17 protein-coding genes are annotated in these 17,135 nt (G+C 67.8%); 2 read left to right on the top strand and 15 right to left on the bottom strand.

Translation table 11 applies throughout. The features are described from left to right. Positions 1-43 precede the first annotated feature (43 nt). From AB0310_RS02385 to AB0310_RS02370, 4 genes are read right to left on the bottom strand one after another with little or no spacing between them, the layout of a single operon-like run. On the bottom strand, positions 44-1,030 hold the full coding sequence (locus AB0310_RS02385; protein WP_187664128.1) for a Gfo/Idh/MocA family protein: 987 nt from the start codon (positions 1,028-1,030) through the stop codon (positions 44-46). Continuing rightward, entirely contained in the window at positions 1,027-2,124 is a 1,098-nt protein-coding gene (locus AB0310_RS02380; protein WP_187663704.1) for a DegT/DnrJ/EryC1/StrS family aminotransferase, read from the bottom strand. Before AB0310_RS02380 ends, AB0310_RS02385 begins: the two co-directional genes overlap by 4 nt. Continuing rightward, positions 2,121-2,732, bottom strand: a complete 612-nt coding sequence (locus tag AB0310_RS02375; protein WP_232089213.1) for an acyltransferase — start codon at positions 2,730-2,732, stop codon at positions 2,121-2,123. The genes AB0310_RS02380 and AB0310_RS02375 overlap by 4 nt, the downstream gene beginning before the upstream one ends. 46 nt (positions 2,733-2,778) lie before the next feature. Then, a complete protein-coding gene (locus AB0310_RS02370; RefSeq protein ID WP_187663702.1) occupies positions 2,779-3,942 on the bottom strand; it encodes a glycosyltransferase in 1,164 nt (387 codons plus the stop codon). Positions 3,943-4,018: 76 nt separating this feature from the next. On the opposite strand from AB0310_RS02370, the gene AB0310_RS02365 reads away from it, so the two are divergent. Next, the gene (locus tag AB0310_RS02365) at positions 4,019-4,717 is read left to right on the top strand and encodes a glycosyltransferase family 2 protein (RefSeq protein WP_187663701.1); all 699 of its coding nucleotides are present in this window, start codon (positions 4,019-4,021) and stop codon (positions 4,715-4,717) included. Positions 4,718-4,720: 3 nt separating this feature from the next. After that, on the top strand, positions 4,721-5,086 hold the full coding sequence (locus tag AB0310_RS02360; protein ID WP_187663700.1) for a DUF2304 domain-containing protein: 366 nt from the start codon (positions 4,721-4,723) through the stop codon (positions 5,084-5,086). A gap of 3 nt (positions 5,087-5,089) precedes the next feature. On the opposite strand, the gene AB0310_RS02355 is transcribed toward AB0310_RS02360, so the two are convergent. The 11 genes from AB0310_RS02355 to AB0310_RS02305 are packed head-to-tail and all read right to left on the bottom strand — an operon-like array spanning position 5,090 to position 16,947. Then, positions 5,090-6,985, bottom strand: coding sequence for a DUF6541 family protein (locus AB0310_RS02355; RefSeq protein ID WP_268776550.1), 1,896 nt, complete (start codon positions 6,983-6,985; stop codon positions 5,090-5,092). After that, positions 6,982-7,716 (bottom strand): ABC transporter ATP-binding protein, encoded by a 735-nt coding sequence (locus AB0310_RS02350; RefSeq protein WP_187663698.1) that lies wholly within the window; start codon positions 7,714-7,716, stop codon positions 6,982-6,984. Before AB0310_RS02350 ends, AB0310_RS02355 begins: the two co-directional genes overlap by 4 nt. Next, the gene (locus AB0310_RS02345) at positions 7,713-8,648 is read right to left on the bottom strand and encodes an ABC transporter permease (protein ID WP_232089212.1); all 936 of its coding nucleotides are present in this window, start codon (positions 8,646-8,648) and stop codon (positions 7,713-7,715) included. Before AB0310_RS02345 ends, AB0310_RS02350 begins: the two co-directional genes overlap by 4 nt. Before the next feature lie 52 nt (positions 8,649-8,700). Next, the gene (locus AB0310_RS02340) at positions 8,701-10,176 is read right to left on the bottom strand and encodes a hypothetical protein (RefSeq protein WP_366236507.1); all 1,476 of its coding nucleotides are present in this window, start codon (positions 10,174-10,176) and stop codon (positions 8,701-8,703) included. Further along, the gene (locus tag AB0310_RS02335; protein WP_268776552.1) at positions 10,173-10,871 is read right to left on the bottom strand and encodes an acylneuraminate cytidylyltransferase family protein; all 699 of its coding nucleotides are present in this window, start codon (positions 10,869-10,871) and stop codon (positions 10,173-10,175) included. Before AB0310_RS02335 ends, AB0310_RS02340 begins: the two co-directional genes overlap by 4 nt. After that, the gene (locus AB0310_RS02330) at positions 10,868-11,911 is read right to left on the bottom strand and encodes a nucleotidyltransferase family protein (RefSeq protein ID WP_366236506.1); all 1,044 of its coding nucleotides are present in this window, start codon (positions 11,909-11,911) and stop codon (positions 10,868-10,870) included. Before AB0310_RS02330 ends, AB0310_RS02335 begins: the two co-directional genes overlap by 4 nt. After that, positions 11,908-12,552: an acetyltransferase gene (locus tag AB0310_RS02325; RefSeq protein WP_187663694.1), complete on the bottom strand. Its 645-nt coding sequence runs from the start codon at positions 12,550-12,552 to the stop codon at positions 11,908-11,910. The genes AB0310_RS02330 and AB0310_RS02325 overlap by 4 nt, the downstream gene beginning before the upstream one ends. Further along, positions 12,545-13,642: an N-acetylneuraminate synthase gene (neuB, locus tag AB0310_RS02320; RefSeq protein ID WP_366236505.1), complete on the bottom strand. Its 1,098-nt coding sequence runs from the start codon at positions 13,640-13,642 to the stop codon at positions 12,545-12,547. The genes AB0310_RS02325 and neuB overlap by 8 nt, the downstream gene beginning before the upstream one ends. Next, on the bottom strand, positions 13,632-14,801 hold the full coding sequence (neuC, locus tag AB0310_RS02315) for a UDP-N-acetylglucosamine 2-epimerase (protein WP_366236504.1): 1,170 nt from the start codon (positions 14,799-14,801) through the stop codon (positions 13,632-13,634). Before neuC ends, neuB begins: the two co-directional genes overlap by 11 nt. Further along, positions 14,798-15,955, bottom strand: a complete 1,158-nt coding sequence (locus tag AB0310_RS02310) for a LegC family aminotransferase (protein ID WP_366236503.1) — start codon at positions 15,953-15,955, stop codon at positions 14,798-14,800. Before AB0310_RS02310 ends, neuC begins: the two co-directional genes overlap by 4 nt. Then, on the bottom strand, positions 15,952-16,947 hold the full coding sequence (locus tag AB0310_RS02305) for a GDP-mannose 4,6-dehydratase (RefSeq protein ID WP_187663690.1): 996 nt from the start codon (positions 16,945-16,947) through the stop codon (positions 15,952-15,954). The genes AB0310_RS02310 and AB0310_RS02305 overlap by 4 nt, the downstream gene beginning before the upstream one ends. Between the last annotated feature and the right edge of the window lie 188 nt (positions 16,948-17,135).

The raw sequence follows: 17,135 nt of genomic DNA, 5'->3' as shown, positions 1-17,135 counted from the left end.
GGAAGGAGCTCGTGCTGAGTCATCCCTCCGGACCCCTCGGGCCTCAGATCGTGATCGAGCTGCCCGTGCGCGCGGACTCCAGCGCGGCCTCGACGACTGCGAGCGTGCGCAAGCCCTGGGCCATCGTCACCACGTCGCTGTCGGCTCCCAGGACCGCGTCGCGGAACGCCTCGTGCTCGACGCGCAGGGGTTCCCGCTTCGCGAAGGCGTAGCGGGTGACGTCGCCCTCGGACACGCCACGGAACGTCGACACGGACTCCCACTCCAGCGGAATGGTGCCATTCGCGTAGAACGTGAGATCGCCGGTCGAGGTGTCGGCGACGAACGCGCCCTTCTCGCCTGTGACCACGGTCAACCGCTCCTTCATGGGCGAGAGCCAATTGACGATGTTATTCACGATGACACCCGACATGGTGCGCCCGGTGATCGTGATCATGTCCTCATGCTCTCTGCCGCTCTTGAACGCCGTCTGCGCGAACACGCGTTCGTAGTCGGACTGCACGACCCAGGCCGTGAGGTCGACGTCGTGCGAGGCGAGGTCCTTCGCCACTCCGACGTCGGCGATGCGGGACGGGAACGGCCCCTGCCGGCGCGTCGCCACCTGGTAGACCGCACCGAGCTCACCGGCCTCGATCCGACGGCGCAGCTCCTGCAGCGCGGGGTTGAAGCGCTCGATGTGACCGACCGCGCCGACCAGGCCCGCGCTCTCGAACGCGTCCACCATGCGCTGTCCGGCCTCGATGCTGTGCGCGATGGGCTTCTCCACCAGCGTGTGCACTCCGGCGGCGGCCAGTTTGAGCGCCGCGTCCTCGTGGAAACGCGTCGGCACGGCGACGACGGCGAGGTCGATGCCCGCATCGATGAGGGCTTCGATGTCGGGCAGGATGCTGAGGTCGCCGGCGACACCGTGCGGGTCTCCTCCGGGGTCGGCGATAGCGACCAGGTCGACGCCGTCCACCTCACGCAGGACGCGCGCGTGATGGCGTCCCATCATCCCAACGCCGAGCAGACCCGCCCGCAACACCATCAGGCGCCCGCTCCCGCGAGGGTGTTCACTGCGGTGACGATGCGATCGAGGTCGTCCTGCGACAGCGACGGGTGCACCGGCAGCGACACCACCTCGCGGGCGGCGCGCTCGGTCTCGGGCAGGTCCAGATCCGGTGCGTAGGGTGCGAGCGACGGCAGGCGGTGATTCGGTATCGGATAGTAGACGCCCGAGCCCACATTGTGCTCCGCCTTGAGAGCCGCGACGAAGCCGTCACGGTCCTCGGGGACGCGGATCGTGTACTGGTGGTAGACGTGCACGGCGCCCTCGGCGACCGGAGGCGTCATGACGCCTCGCAGCTCGGCATCCAGGAACGCGGCGTTCGCCTGGCGCTGAGCCGTCCACGCGTCGACCTTCGTCAGCTGCACACGCCCGATGGCGGCGTGGATGTCGGTCATACGGGCGTTGAAGCCGACGATCTCGTTCTCGTACTGACGCTCCATGCCCTGGTTGCGGAGCAGTTTCAGCATCCGGGCGATCCCGGCGTTCTCCGCCGTGACCATGCCACCTTCACCACTGGTCATGTTCTTCGTCGGGTAGAGGCTGAACATGGCGAACTGTCCGAACGTGCCGACAGGGCGGCCGTCCAGCGAAGCGCCGTGCGCCTGCGCGGCGTCTTCATACAGCGCGACACCGCGGTCAGCGGCCAGCGCCTCGAGCTCGCGCATGCGGGCCGGGTGCCCGTAAAGATGCACGGGCAGGATGCCCTTGGTGTTCGGGGTGATGGCGGCGGCGACGGCGGCCGGATCGAGGGAGAAGGTCTCCGGCTCGATGTCGACGAAGACCGGCGTGCCGCCGGTGAGTGCGACGGAGTTGCCGGTCGCGGCAAATGTGAACGACGGAACGATGACCTCATCGCCCGCACCGACGCCCGCAGCCAGCAGCCCGAGGTGCAGGCCGGCGGTGCCGCTGTTGACGGCGACGGACGGACGCCCCTGCACGAAGTGATCGGCGAACTCCGCCTCGAAGGCAGCGACCTCCGGCCCCTGGGCGACCATGCCGCTGCGGAGCACCCGGTCGACGGCCTCGCGCTCCTCGTCGCCGATGATCGGCTTCGCCGGGGGGATGAACTCGCTCACACTGCCTCCTTGGTCAGGGTTCCATCGTTCTCCGCATAGCGTTCGCCGCTCTGCGGGCAAATCCATACACCGGCCTCGGCACCGGCGGTCAACGGTACGCCGGACTCGCCGACCCAGCCGATCCGCTTGGCGGGCACACCCGCCACGAGTGCATACGCCGGGACGTCCTTGACGACCACCGCTCCCGCGGCGACCGTCGCCCACGCGCCGATGGTGACCGGGGCGACGCACGTCGCCCGGGCACCGATCGCCGCGCCCGTCTCGATCGTGACGCCGACGGGCTCCCAGTCGTGCGCGCTCTTGATCGAGCCGTCCGGGTTGATGGCCCGCGGATACGTGTCATTGGTGAGGACCACGGCCGGCCCGATGAAGACACCGTCGCCGAGCCGCGCCGGCTCGTAGACGAGCGCGTAGTTCTGCACCTTGCAGTTGTCGCCCATGACGACGCCGGTGCCGACGTAGGCCCCCCGCCCGATGATGCAGTTCTCGCCGAGCTGCGCCTGCTCCCGCACCTGTGCGAGATGCCAGATCGAGGAGCCGTCGCCGATGGAGGCATCCGAGGAGACATCAGCGGATTCGACGATCCGCACGCGGGATGATTCGGTCACAGCGCTCCTTGCATGATGCCAGGACGTGGCGGCACCACAGGCGATTCTACCGGCGTCGGCCGCGCAGACCGTCAAGCACGCTCCGCACGACATCGGCGGCCTTCCCACCGACCGTGCTCCAGGACACCGTGTCGACGGCCCATTGCGCTCGACGCGGACGCTCGCGCTCCGTCGTCCCGTCCTGTGCCTGGGCGACGAGTCGTCGCATCGCCTGCGCGACCTCGGAGACCGTGAAGTCGCTGGCCTCACCGAGACCCGCGGCCCGAACGACCTCGGCGCCCGTCTGCGCCCCCGCGAAGAGCACGGGGGTGCCGACGGCGGCCGCAGCGTACGTCTTCGTCGGTCGTGCGAAATCGTAGCCGATCCCGGGCACGATGCTCACGAGCGCACCCACCGCTCCCCTGATCCAGGACGCCGAGCCTGCAGGCGGCACGAGCCCACCGAAGTGCACGCGGCCGGGCACCAGCGTGTCCGCCAGCGCCTTCAGTTCCGCCTCCACGGATCCCTGGCCGAAGAACCGGATATCGACGTCGACGTCGTCCAGCTCGGCCAATGCGCGCACGAACACGTCGGGCTGCTGCCACTCCGACATCGTTCCCGTGTACACGAAGTACGGACGCTCGGCGGCGGCGGGTGACACATCGGGGCGGAACACATCCGTGTCGATGCCGTTGCCCACCTCGACGACGCGCTCGGGCAGCGCACCAACCGCGACCAGACGTTCGGCGACCTCCGCCGACACGGCGATCGACCGCGCGGAACGCCGGAGCACGAAGCGCTCGACCGCTGTCATCAGTCGCACCACCAGTCCTGGCGCCTCCGTCGAGGCCACGGCATCCGACCACACGTCCCCCGGGTAGTACACAACCGGTCGCCTGGTGAGCATGCCGGCGACGGCAGCCACCAACCCCGTGGTAGGTGGCGCCTCCGCGACGATAACGTCGGCACGGTTCACGAGCAGACGGAAGAACAGAGGGATATCGAACGACAGGTACTGCACGTACCCGCGGATCGCGCCGGAGCGGTCACGCAGCACGGGCATCCGTTTGATCCTGGCTGCGGTGTCCTCAGCGCGCGCGACGCTGCCGGCTGGCGGCCGGGTGGTGAGCACGGTCACGTCCGCGCTCGTCGTCATGGCCTGCACGAGCGCCTCCATCCGGAAGCTCGCGGCGGTCACCTCCGGGGTGTACAGCCGGGTCGCGACGATCACTCTGTTTCGTTTCGTCATCTCGTCCAACGGGCTCGGGGTTCACGGTGACCGGAAAGACACCTGACACAATGGAATCATGTCCCCGAGCGTCCCCTCACCTCGAACGCCCGATCGGCGAGCCTGGATCGTCATCCCCCTGTACAACGAAGCCAGCGTCATCGGCAGTGTGATCACCCAGTTGCGTCAGGAGTTCGCCCACGTCATCTGCGTCGACGACGGCTCCAGCGACGCTTCCGCACGGATCGCCACGGAGGCCGGAGCGATGCTCGTCCAGCACCCCGTCAACCTGGGTCAGGGTGCCGCACTGCAGACCGGCATCACCTACGCGCTCAGCCACTCGGAGTGCGAGTACATCGTCACCTTCGACGCCGATGGCCAGCACCGTATCGAAGATGCCCTCGGGATGCTCGAGCTAGCGCGTGCGGAGGACCTCGCGATCGTCTTCGGCTCGCGCTTCCTCGACGACCGGACCAACCCCGGCTGGATCAAGAAGGTCATGCTGAAGACCGCAGTGTGGGTGACGAACCTCACCACCAGTCTGAAGCTCACCGACGCGCACAACGGCCTCCGGGTGATCCGCCGCGACGCCGCCGAGCAGATCGATCTGAAGCAGGACCGCATGGCGCACGCCACAGAGATCGTGCTCGAGCTCGGCCGCACCGGCCTGCCCTGGCGGGAGTATCCGGTCGAGCTGCTCTACACCGACTACTCGAAAGCCAAAGGACAGAGTGTGCTGAACTCGGTCAACATCCTCGTCGATCTGGTGGTGAGGTGACCCATGTGGATCCAGTTCCTTCTCATCGCGGCGATCGTCGTGCTCGCCGCCTTCATGATGCGGCGCACCGGCGCCGACAGCCATCTGGCCATCCGCCGCATCCTGATGGGCCTGTTCGTTGTCGTCGCGGTGCTCTCGGTACTCTTCCCCCAGTGGCTCTCGTGGCTCGCTCAGCTCGTCGGCGTCGGACGCGGCACCGATCTCGTGCTGTACGGACTCATCGTGATGTTCCTCGCATTCGTATACACGCAGTATCGGCGAAACGCCCAACAGCAGCGTCAGCTGACACGACTCTCGCGCAAGATCGCTCTGCTGGAGGCCGAGGAACACGAGTCACGAGAGCACCCGGTCGAGGGCGATCGCCCCTGAGGTCTACGGGCAGCCGGTGACCTGATAGAGCGCAGCACTGTCGCCGACGCTGGCGACCTCGGTCAGGATCGGGGACCCGGCGAGGTCGTGCAGACCGTTGTACGTGACGTAGTGGTTCTCATAGAGCTGCCTGTCCCCGAAATCGAGCACGTGCGTGACCCCCAGGCGGTCGATCGATGAACAGACCTCGGTCGAGGCGGTGTTCAACGATCGAGCCAGCAGCAACGCGTCGGCGTCGTATCGCCCGGTGACGTGCGGGAACACGACGTCGTGGCCTGTGTACGCATAGAGCAGTGCCGCGCCGGTGAGCGGATCACCGAGCACGAGAGCGTCCGGTCCGAGCAGAGAGGATGCTTCGGCGAAGAGCTCGGCCTCGTCCGCGGAGAGCCCCTGCGAATGAGCGTCGAAGCGGAAACTCACATTGCGCATGTACCGCAGATCGTTGACCAGCGCGCTCAGGTGTGTGGCGGCGAGCAGCACACCGAGGACGACCACCGCAACAGCGCGCACGCTGCGCCTCTGCTTCCACTGTGTCCGGATCCAGCTCCAGACCACGGCTGCCCCGAGTGCTGCCAGCGGCACGCCCAGCACTCCGAGAAGCGCTGCCACACGAGTCGTGTCGTCGTACCAGATTCCCACCAACGCGCTTCGGAGCCCGAGAATCGAGAGCGAGGTCGACACGAGGAACAGGATGATCGCGACCCCATAACTCCCCAGGATCCACCATCGACGGCTCTTCGCGACGGTCCAGATCCCGACGAATGCCAGCGGTCCCACGAGCAGACCGGTCGCCCGACCGACGGGGCTGAGGAAGGCGACCTCGCCGAGGGCCGCGCCGAGGGTCGAGCCCGGGAGCCATTCGTGAGTCGTCACGTTGGCGAGTCTCCACACGGCAACCAGTGCCACCGTTGCGACGGCGACCGCGATCACGACGAGCACCCTCGTACGGGTGCTCCCCGCCTTCGCCACCCTCCAAGCGCCCCATACGGCGAACGGCACCAGCAGAGCGATCGCCCCGAGCAGCGCGGAAGGGTGGCCGAGGGCGGTCGCGCCCATCGCGGCGATGGCGGTCAGGACGAGACCGGTGCGCTGGCCCCACGTCAGGCCGGGACGGCAGGCCAGGACGACGAACGCGAGCAACAGCGGGATCTGAAGCGTCCCGATCAGGTTGGGATACAGCACTCCCCAGTTCAGGAAACCGAGGGGGAAGACGCTGAAGCCGAATGCGACCAGCGGAGCCCACGCCGCCGCGGCGCGATAGCGCGCGAAGAGAACGTTCGTCAGGGTGGCGAGGGCGACCGGCCACACGACGGCGATCGCGGCGATCGTCATGACGTTCGTCGCGGGGACGATTCCAGAGCTGAAGGGTACGACCAGAGAGACCAGCGCATGCCACAGGGTCGGGTAGAACGTGCTCGCGACGCCCGGCATCACCATGGTCATGTGGAACGGCGATGCATCGCCGTTCTCCATGACGAACTCGACGGCGTTGAGATGGAACAGGCCGTCGAAGAGCTGACTCGGATGTCCCGCACCCGACATGCCCACGATCAAGATCAGTATCCAGCCGAGTGCGCCGACGCCGACCCCCAGCCATACACTCCGGCCGGCACCCCCACCCAACGGCTGGACGGCCGATCGCCGGACGAACCAGAGCGCAGCGGCCACCACCATGATTGCTGCCGCCGCGATGAGCACGGGCAAAAGCGACCAGCGCAGACCGAGGACGGGTGCCAACAGCGTGGCCGCACCGACGCTCGCCAACGACAGGACGATCGCGCCTCCGAGAGCCGTCACGCCTCGGAGACGAAGCAGCAACGCGGAGGGAAGACCGGGGAGGGTCAGCAGCGCGCATGCGACGAGAAAGGCCGGGATCTGCCCGAGCCAGTCGGCGCTCACGCGTCCACCAGCGCGATGGCGCCCTCGAGCTCGCCGTCGTAGACGACCCTGCCCTTGCTGATGACCACGCCCCGCGTGCACAGCTGGCGGACCATCTCCATGTCGTGACTCACCACGACGAGGGTCTTGCCTGCAGCCACGAGCTCTTCGAACTTCTGTCGGCACTTCTCCCGGAACGGCACATCGCCGACCGAGAGGATCTCATCCATCAGGAGCACGTCCAATTCCACGTGGATCGCCACGGCGAACGCCAGGCGGAGGAACATCCCTGACGAATAATGCTTGACCTCCTGATCGATGAACTCCTCGATCTCACTGAACGCCACGATCTCGTCGTAGCGCTCCTCTATCTGGTGCTTCTTCATCCCGAGGATCGCAGCGTTCAAGAACACGTTCTCTCGGCCGGAGAGCTCGGGATGGAAACCCGCCCCGACCTCGATGAGCCCCGCCACGCGTCCTCGGGTGAGCACCTCACCGGCGTCCGGGTCCATGACGCCGGAAATCATCTTGAGCAGTGTCGACTTCCCCGAGCCGTTCATCCCGAGGATGGCGACCGACTCACCTTCCTGGATAACGAGGTCGACACCCTGGAGAGCCTCGAACGTCGACGTCAACTTCCGGCGCCGGATCCAGGACACCACGGTGTCCTTCAGCGAGAACGCATGGTTCAACGTGAACGTCTTGCGAACACCCTCGACGATGATGCTCGGACGGAGCGCGGTATCACTCATAGGTCCTGTGCGAACTTTCCTTCCAGGCGTCGGAACACGAGCTGCCCGAGCAGCAGCGCGCCGACGGCGATGAGCGCGGTCCACAGCGTATTCATGCCGAGGTCGGGCGGGATCGGGGTCAGCGCCTCACCGGCGTACCCGGCGGACTGGACGAGGTCTTGACTCGCGGGGCGCCAGAACGCGTAGTGGAAGAGTTCCACGCCCTGGGTGATCGGATTGAGCATGTAGGCCTCGACGAGCCAGGACGGCCAGCCCAGCTTGTCGACCACCGCTTCGTACACCATGGTCCAGGCATAGAGCACTGGCGACGCCCACGTCGCCAGCAGGAGAAGCAGTTCGACGATGTTCTCCGCGTCACGGAACCTCACGTTCACTGCTCCGAAGAAGAGACCGGTGCCGAGCGCGAAGACCATCACGATGAGCATTCCGGCGATCGCCGCGAGCACGCCGAGCACCGTCATGTGCGCGAATCCGCCCATGAGCGCGCACACCAGCAGGAGGAGCCCGACCTGAGGGAGAAAGTGCACGAAAGACACCAGCACCGCCGAGACCGCGAAGAGCTGCCTCGGCAGGAACACCTTCCGCACCAGCGCCGCATTCCCGACGATCGACCCCGTCGCGTTCTTGAACCCCTCGGAGAAGAGGTTGATGACGACGATGCCGGAGAAGAGGTACACGGCGTAGTTCGGGACACGGTCCAGGTTCATGAATATCCCGAGGACGACCCAGAAGACCAGGAACTGCGCCGCTGGGCGGACATACGACCACACCCAGCCCAGCACGGAGTTGCGGTACCGGGTCGTCACGCCGGTACGGACGAGGAGGCTCAGCAGATACCGCCAGCGCACCACATCGATCAGCCCGTGGCTCGTGCCGGGGGTGTCGAACTCGGTGCGTGGGATGGCAGCGAAGAGATCTCGGGTTTCAGTCACAGTCCACTCATTCGACGCACGGCGGCCTGTGCCGCGACTCCATCATTCTAGATCAGGCGGGTTCGGAGCTTCCTGCACGCGGACTGTCCTCCGAGTCGAGCCTTGCGGCCAGCCAGTCTCGGAAGTTCTGGACTGCGTGCGTTGCCCAGATGCTGTCGTCGACCTTCGCCGCCATCCGATGCCCCGCAATGCTGCGGATGCGATCTGCGATCTGTCGCGCGTCCTGCACCCGATCCCCGAACGCATCGCCGATTACTGCGGCCGCGAACGCACTGTCCCGCGGGATCACCTCGCACCCGAAGGCCCGGGCCTCGAACAGCACCGTGCTCGCCTCACCGACCACCACCGTCGTCTGCTTCAACGATTCGTAGACGTCCGGTTGCTCGTCAACCGTCACTCCCGGGTGCGCAGAGAGCCGCGGGTACCTCCCCCCGGTCTCGTAGCGCTCGCCCGGGTGCGGACGGAAGACGACCGACCAGCTGTCATCGAGCAGCCCCCGCAGCTCGATGACGAGCGCATCGGTCCGCTCAGGGTCCGTGCGAGAGGAGACCACGAGGACCTGCGGGCGTCGGGACGCCGGCGCGGATGCGGCCTGCCGCTCGAGATGCGGCTTTCCGATCGCCGTCACCCGCCCGGGATGACGGATCGAGTCGGACCAGAAATCGCCGAACGTCAGCACCTCGTCCGGCAGCGCTCGGCGGAGCGCAGGCTCCCGGAACAACCGCCCGTAGTTGTATGCGGCGTGGGACGGGCCGATCCAGCCGTGTTGCGGCTCGGCGACGTACGCGCCCGCGTCTTTGAACAATCCCACCGATTCGCCGTGATACGTGTACGAGCCGTTGTCGAAGAGGACGACGCGCGGACGGACCCTGTCGATCAGGCGGCGAAGTTCGTCGAGCTGCGGTCGGCGATGGTTCTCATCCCGGACCGCGCGTTGCGCGATCTTCGCGAACGCACCGGGCTCTTGCCCCAGCCGTCGGGCGAAATCGGCGAGCAGCGACTCTATCGACCGCCCTACCGCATCGGACGGATGCGCGCCGCGCACCCGCATGGTCACCCGCGCGTTCGCGGCATCCATGGTCAGCGTCGGACGGAACGACGGCCGTCCCAGAGGGGACGGCAGAGGTTGCTGCTGCACCACCACCGCATCCCCGGCCGCCCCGGCGAAATCGTCGACGAGCCAGTTCAGCGCTATGCCGTCCGAGGCGGCCAGCGTGCCGCCTCCGACGTAGAAGCAGACATCGTGGCGTCGAGCGCGCCGCGGCGCATCCCAGCGGTCCGGAAGCTGGGCCCTCGCGATGCGCCGGGCCTGCTTCCATCGGTTCCACGTACCGGGTGTCACATCGACACTGCCGGTCTGCTGTGCGGAGAGCGCCCAGGCCACCCGCATGCGGACCTGGGCCCAGAAGGGCACCGATGCTCCGGGCAGCGTCTCCCGCACTACGTCGGGGGCATCGTCCTCGAGGTCGAGCAACCGGCGTACCGCATCGGACGTCCGCGCGTCGAGGCTGCGCGAATCGGCGGTCACAGATCCTCCCGTTGCTCCATCAGCCACTCGACGATGCGGAAGTCGAACTCGCTGTCCACGTCGACGGAACGTTCAGCGGGCATTTCGTACAGGATGGTCGACGGCAGGAAGACGACCTGGTCCTCCACCAGCGCCTGCCGCTTCCACACGTAGATGGAGCCGTTCATGTCGAAGCACCGCGGCGCGTCCTGCCGCCGGAGCACCGCGTCGTCGGGCTGCTTGCTCACGGCGACGGTGCCGTCCGGCTGCTCCTCGACGAGGTTGAAGTACGGATTGCGCCGCGCTTCCGCACCCGTGATCAGTGACGCGGCCTCCGATTCCTCGAACATCCGCACGGCCGCGCGGATGTCGTCCAAGGTGCGGAGCGGACTGGTCGCGTCGAGGTCCACGCACACGTCGTAGGTCCTACCGGTGCGCTGCTCCGTGGTGCGCACGGCGTGGGCGATGGCAGGGACCTTGCCCGCCGTGTCGGTAGCCATCTCCGGGGGCCGGCGCACGACGCCCGTCGCGCCGTACTGCGGGGCGAGAGCAAGAATCTCCTCCGAGTCGCTGGAGACGACGACCTCGTCGAAGAGTCCTGTCGCCGCAGCTTGCGCCACCGAATGAGCGAACATCGGCCGCCCCGCGACCATGCGGAGGTTCTTCCCCGGGACTCCCTTCGAACCGGCGCGCACGGTGATCGTGCAGATCCTCATCTGGTTCTCCGTTCCCACGCCACCCTGGCGCGTTCGAGATCTTCCGGTCTGCCCACATCGATCCACTCTTCGCGGATCTCATAGGCGGCGACCGAACGATCGGCGTCCATGAGGCGCGACAACAGCGTCGGCATGTCGCAGTACTCGTCCTGTTCGAGCAGTTGCAGGGCGTCCGGATCGAGAACATAGATCCCGGCGCTGACGAGCTCGCTGTGATACGGCTTCTCGGCGAGCCCGGTGACACGGTGGCCGTCACGGCGGATGACGCCGTACGGGATCTCGAAGCCGTACTCGCGCGCTCCGATCGTGGCGGTCGCCCGCGCATCGCGATGGAAGCCGAGCATGCGCCGGAGATCGACGTCGGTGAGCAGGTCCGAGTTCATCACCACGAAGGGCGAGGTGATCTCGCCGCGCAGCTGGGCGATCGCGCCGGCTGTGCCGAGCGGCATCGGCTCGTGCAGGTACGTGACGTCCAACCCGTGCGCGCTGCCGTCGCCGAGATGCTCCTCGATGAGATGCCCGAGGTGGTTGACGGACACGTGCACGCGGCGGAACCCCTGACTGCGGAGCCTGCCGAGGATGATGTCGATCATCGGACTGTCGCCCAGGGGGACGAGAGGCTTCGGAATGTCCTTCGTGATCGGGTAGAGCCGCTGCCCCCGGCCGCCGGCCATGAGTACCACGGACGTCGGAAGCGGCGTGGCGATGCGCTCGCCCTCGCCGACGACGTCGACGATGCGCCCGTCGTCGACCACCGCGACGACGCGGATGCCGCGTCTCGCCTTCAGCTCGTCGACGGCGTCCTGAGTCGCCGTCGGAGGTACCGTGGCCGGGCTCGCGTTCATCACCCGGTCGACACGGTCCTCGAGCGATGCTCCGGCGAGGAGGCCACGACGGATGTCGCCGTCGCTCACCGCTCCGACCAGTCGCCCTCCGTCATCTTCGACGAAGACGACCTGGCGTCGGCTCCGGTCGAGTTGGGAGAGCGCGTCGCGGATGCTCGTCTCCGGGTGCACGGACAGGTCGGCGTTCGAGCTCATGCCGGTTCCCTTCTCTCGGATTCGATGACCCTGGCCGGCACGCCCGCGACCACAGCCCCCGCCGGGACGTCCCTGATCACGACGGCGCCGGCACCGATGACGCTCCCGGGTCCCAGCGTGAGTCCCTGGCTGACACGGGCACCGAGACCGACGTGGGCGCCCTCGCCGATCCGGACACCGCCGGCGATCACCGCACCGGGAGAGACGTGCGCGTGGGCGTCCACCAGGACGTCGTGCTCGATGATCGCCCCGGAATTGATCAGCACGTTCTCCCCGATGACGGCCCCGCTGTTCACGAGCGCCGCGGCGAGCACCTGAACCCCCGCCGCCAGGCGGGCCCCCGGGTCGACGAAACCTCGAGGATGGACGATCTGCGCCGCCCGTAAACCGTATGCGACGGCCCGCTCATACAGAGCGCGCCGGGCCCGCGTCGACGCTGTCGAGCCCAGCCCGTTGACGAAGAGCACGTCATCCGCGCGGAGCGACGAGAGCAGGTCGTCGTCGCCGAGGTACGGACAGTCCTCGCCCAGATCTCCGGCCTCCGGCGCGAGATACCCGCGCACTCCGAGCCCCAGAGCGCGTGCGGCCGCCAGCACGGACTTCGCGTGTCCCCCGCCGCCCAGCAGGACCAGCTCACTCATCGATGAGCTCACCGCGTCGGTATGCCCGGGACGCCAAGCCGCCGACGACTTCCCAGAAGTCGAAGGAGGTGCGACCCGTCGCGGGGCGGAAGCACGCGAGGTCGTGCTCCGTGATCACGGCGCCGCAGGGGATGTCCCGCGCGGCCACCAGACTGCGCCGCACGACCGCGCGGTTCCCCTCCTCGACGCTCTGCGCCCGCTTCTCCGGCGATCCGAGCATCGCCGGCACGCGGCGGACCGCCGCGACGTAGTCGCGCAGGCCGTCGGGATCCAGCGAGGCCGCGTGATCAGGTCCCTCCGCGGCGACGTCGAATGTGAAGTGCTTCTCGAGGACGGTCGCGCCGAGCCCGACGGCGAGCACGGAGGCCAGCGAGCCGAGCGAATGATCGGAGTAGCCGACCCTGTGCCCGAACGTGCTCGCGATGGTCGGCATCGCTCTCAGGTTCAGGTGCTCGTCCGCTGCCGGGTACTCAGTCGTGCAGTGCAGGATCGTCACGTGCTCGTCGAACCGGATGCGCTCGTTCCGTGCCTCCCACGCCCTGGCGAGCGCGCTCTCGGTGAGGCGCTCCGAGGGCTCAAGCACACCGTGACGCTGCCCCAGTCCTGCGGCGAGGAAGCGCAGCGCCCTGGCGATCTCCTCCAGATCGGCCATCCCCGTGGACAGGATCACCGGCAGCCCGCTTCGGCCCGCTTTGACCAGGAGCGGGGCGAAGGTGAGATCACCCGACGCGATCTTCACGAGAGGGATGCCGAGCTCGTCGATAAGGAAGTCGAGACCGTCGAGATCGAAGGCCGTGGACAGGAACCGGATTCCGCGCTCGTCACAGTGCGTCCGCAGGGCTCGGAACTCCTCACGGCTCAGCTCCAGCCCGCGGAGGAGGTCATGCTGGCTGCGCGCGTCTTGGTCGGACACCCGCTGATAGTCCGCGAGCTCTGCCGTCTCGAGCGCGAGCGCATCGGCGGAGAAGGTCTGGAACTTCACCGCGTCCGCCCCCGCGTCGGCGGCGAGGTCCACGAGCTCCTTGGCGACGTCGAGCGAACCGTTGTGGTTCACCCCCGCCTCTGCGATCACGAACACATCAGCGGCCATGGTCATCTCCCTGTTCGAGATCGTGGAAGGACTTCTTCGGCGGGCGGGGGATCTCCGCGTCTCGCAACGTCGCCGCCGTGCGGGCGGCGAAGCCCGGCCGACCGAACGGACTCTCCGGATCGGCGAGAGGCGGGGCGGCGAACTGCCGGCGGATGGCGGCGGCGATCGCCGCGGCGGTGGGCTCTGGCACCTCCACGCTCGCGGCGATCGGTCGGCCCTTCTGGCGATCGCCGATCAGCACAGAGGGGGTCCCGAGGACCGGCGCCTCCAAGACGGTGCTGGACGAGTTCCCCGCGACGACGGCAGCCGCCCTCATGGCGCTGAGATAGCCGCGCTGTCCGAACGATTCGACATAGTCGACGCGCTCGGGGTGTTCGGACACGAAGCGCGCGATCCGTTCCCGGACCGCATCCGTGCCGATGTCCGAGTTTGACCCCGTGATGACGATGTGGAGCTCGTCCACCGCGAGCAATCCGTCGAGGAGCTCCTCGACGAGGTGCTCGGCCGGTGCCACGTCCATGATCGCCGGATGGAAGGTGACGAGCGCCGTCGGCTCGGGCAGCCGGATGCCGAACCGTTCCTCGACGTCACGGCGCGGCATCGGCTCGAAGGTCTCCAGGATGTCGACGATCGGCGCGCCGAAGAAGAAGACCCGTCGCGGGTCCTCCCCCAGCTGGATGACCCGCGTGCGGTGCTCAGGCGTCGAGGTGAAGTGCAGGTACGACATCTTGGTGATCGAGTGGCGGAGTGCGTCGTCCATCGCCCCCTCGGTGAGCTCCCCGCCATGGATGTGCGCGACCGGAACCGAGAGGATCGTCGCGGCCGTCGCGACGGCGTAGGCCTCCAGACGATCCCCCAGCACCACGACCACGTCGGGGCCGATATCCGCCAGCGCCCGCGCATACTCGGGCAGGGCGCGGCCGACGTCCGCGGCGGCGGCGAGAGCGCTATCGTCGCCCGACCAGATCGGAACCGCCGCGGCGACGGTGAACCCGTCCCGCTCGATCTCGGACACCGTCCTCCCGAAGGAATCCGTGAGATGAGTGCCCGTGACGATGATCCGCAGGTCGAGCTGCGGGTCGTCATCGATCGCCCGGAGCAATCCGCGCAGCAGCCCGTAGTCCGCACGGGTGCCGGTGACGACGGCGATCGTCCTCATGCCGCTGCCAGCGCCGGCGAACTCGGAATGCACACGACGGACGCGTGCAGGGCTTCAGCCACGGGCACCCGGGCGTGGGGCAGCTGACGATAGGGCGCCTGGGCGTGCAGCAGATTCCAGAACGGCCGGCACTGCAGGCCGGCGTCGTTGGTCGCCTCGAGGAACTCATCGCGGCGCGCGATGTCGCCGTCCACGCGAACCGCGCACAGCCAGTAGTTGCTCACGGTCCCCTCCGGCTCGTCGAGGAACTCGATGCCATCGACGTCGGCGAAGGCGGAGCGGTAGCGAGCCGCCAGCCGGCGTTTGTCGGCGAGGAAGCGAGGCAGGCGTTCGAGCTGCGCGACGCCGAGGGCGGCGTTGAGGTTGGGCATCCGGTAGTTGTACGCGACCTCGTCGTGCTCGAACTCCCAGCGGTGCGGCAGCTTCGCCGTCGTGGTGAGGTGGCGCGCCCTGTGGGCGAGCTCGTCGTCGTCGGTGAGGATCATCCCGCCGCCACCGGTCGTGAGGATCTTGTTCCCGTTGAAACTGAGAATGCCCATCCGGCCGAACCTGCCTGTGTGGACGCCGTCGACCCGGCTGCCGAGCGACTCGGCGGCATCCTCGACCACAGGAACGCCGTACTCGGTCGCGAGCGCGACGAGCTCGACGATGCGCATCGGGTGGCCGAGCGTGTGCATCGGCACGATGGCGGCGATGCGTCGTCCGGTGACGGCGTTCACCAGGCCCTCGGACGTGGATCGCGCGGAGCGGAGCACGTCCGAGACGGCATCGACAGACAACCCAGCGGACATCTCATCGCTGTCGACGAAGTACGGCTGGGCGCCCGCATGCGAGACCGCGTTCGCGGTGGCCACGAAGGACAGGGCCGGGACGATCACGTCGTCGCCCGCGCCGACTCCGACCAGTTCGAGCGCGACCTGCAAAGCCGACGTTCCGTTGGACACCGCGATCGCGTGACGGGCACCGGTGAACTCGGCGATGCCCCGCTCGAACTCGGTCACGAAAGCGCCGACACTCGAGACGAAGGTCGAGTCGAGGCATTCCTGCACCCGTACCTTCTCGACCTCGGTGATGTCGGGGACGTGCAGGCCGACGAAAGGCTCATCGCCCACCACGCGGCGGATCGTGCGGACGAAATCTGCGGGGGTGATCATACGACGTACGCGTCGGTGCGGTAGCGCGCCAGGTTGCCCGGGTCGGTGAACCACTCGGCGGTGGCGCGCAGGCCCTCGCGGAAGCCGTCCACACCGTCGTACCGGGGCGCCCACCCCAGGATCTCGCGCGCCTTCGCGTTGTCGGAGAAAAGCCGCTCCACCTCCGAGTTCGCCGGGCGCAGCCGCGCGGGATCCTCGGTGGCCACAGCATCGACGCCCATCACCTCGGCGATGAGATCGAACGTCTGCCCGATGGAGACCTCGAAGCCGACACCGAGGTTGATCACCTCTCCGACGCCGGCGGTGCTGGTCAGCGCCGTCGTGAATCCGGCGACCGTGTCCGGGACATAGGTGAAGTCGCGGGTCGGAGTGAGTGCCCCGAGCTGGACCTCCCGCTTGCCGGCGGCGAGCTGGCTGATGATCGTGGGGATCACGGCGCGGGCGGACTGCCGCGGCCCGAAGGTGTTGAACGGGCGGATCGTCACCGCGGGGAGCCCGAACGACGAGTGGTACGCGTTCACCATCTGGTCCGCCGCGATTTTGGATGCGGAGTACGGCGACTGCCCCTGCAGCGGGTGCCCCTCATCCATCGGCACGTACCGGGCGGTGCCGTAGACCTCGCTGGTCGACGTGTGGATGAAGCGGCTCACGTCGGCGGCACGCGCTGCATTGAGCAGGTTGAGCGTGCCCTGGATGTTCGTCTGCACATACAGGTCAGGAGCCGCGTACGAGTAGGGGATGGCGATGAGCGCGGCGAGGTGCAGGACCGCATCACGGTCACTCACCGCCGACATCATCAGCGCAGGATCACGGACGTCACCAGGCAGGAACTCGATCTCTTGGGCGACCTCGTCCGCGATGCCATCGAGCCAACCGCGCGAGTCGAACGAGTTGTACAGCACCAGGGCTCGGACGTCGTGACCATCTCTGACGAGCTGCTCCGCGAGGTGCGATCCGATGAATCCGTCAGCTCCTGTGAGCAGTACCTTCATGCGTTCGAGTCTATCCGATCCCCGCGAACTGCCCGCGGCGACGGCCGCGCCTCAGCGATAGGCGACCGTCGCCGCCTTGCCTTTCACATAGCTGATCGAGCCGCCCTGGAACGCCTGCACACACGACGTCGCCGAGCACGTCTCCACACCCGCCGGCCACCCGAGCTTGCCGCGCAACCATCCCGCCT

Origin of the sequence: Microbacterium meiriae, assembly GCF_040702565.1 — a bacterium.
In the GTDB taxonomy this organism is placed as follows: domain Bacteria; phylum Actinomycetota; class Actinomycetes; order Actinomycetales; family Microbacteriaceae; genus Microbacterium; species Microbacterium meiriae.
The sequence above is the reverse complement of the archived record's forward strand: the minus strand, read 5'-3'. Positions and strand labels throughout refer to the sequence as shown.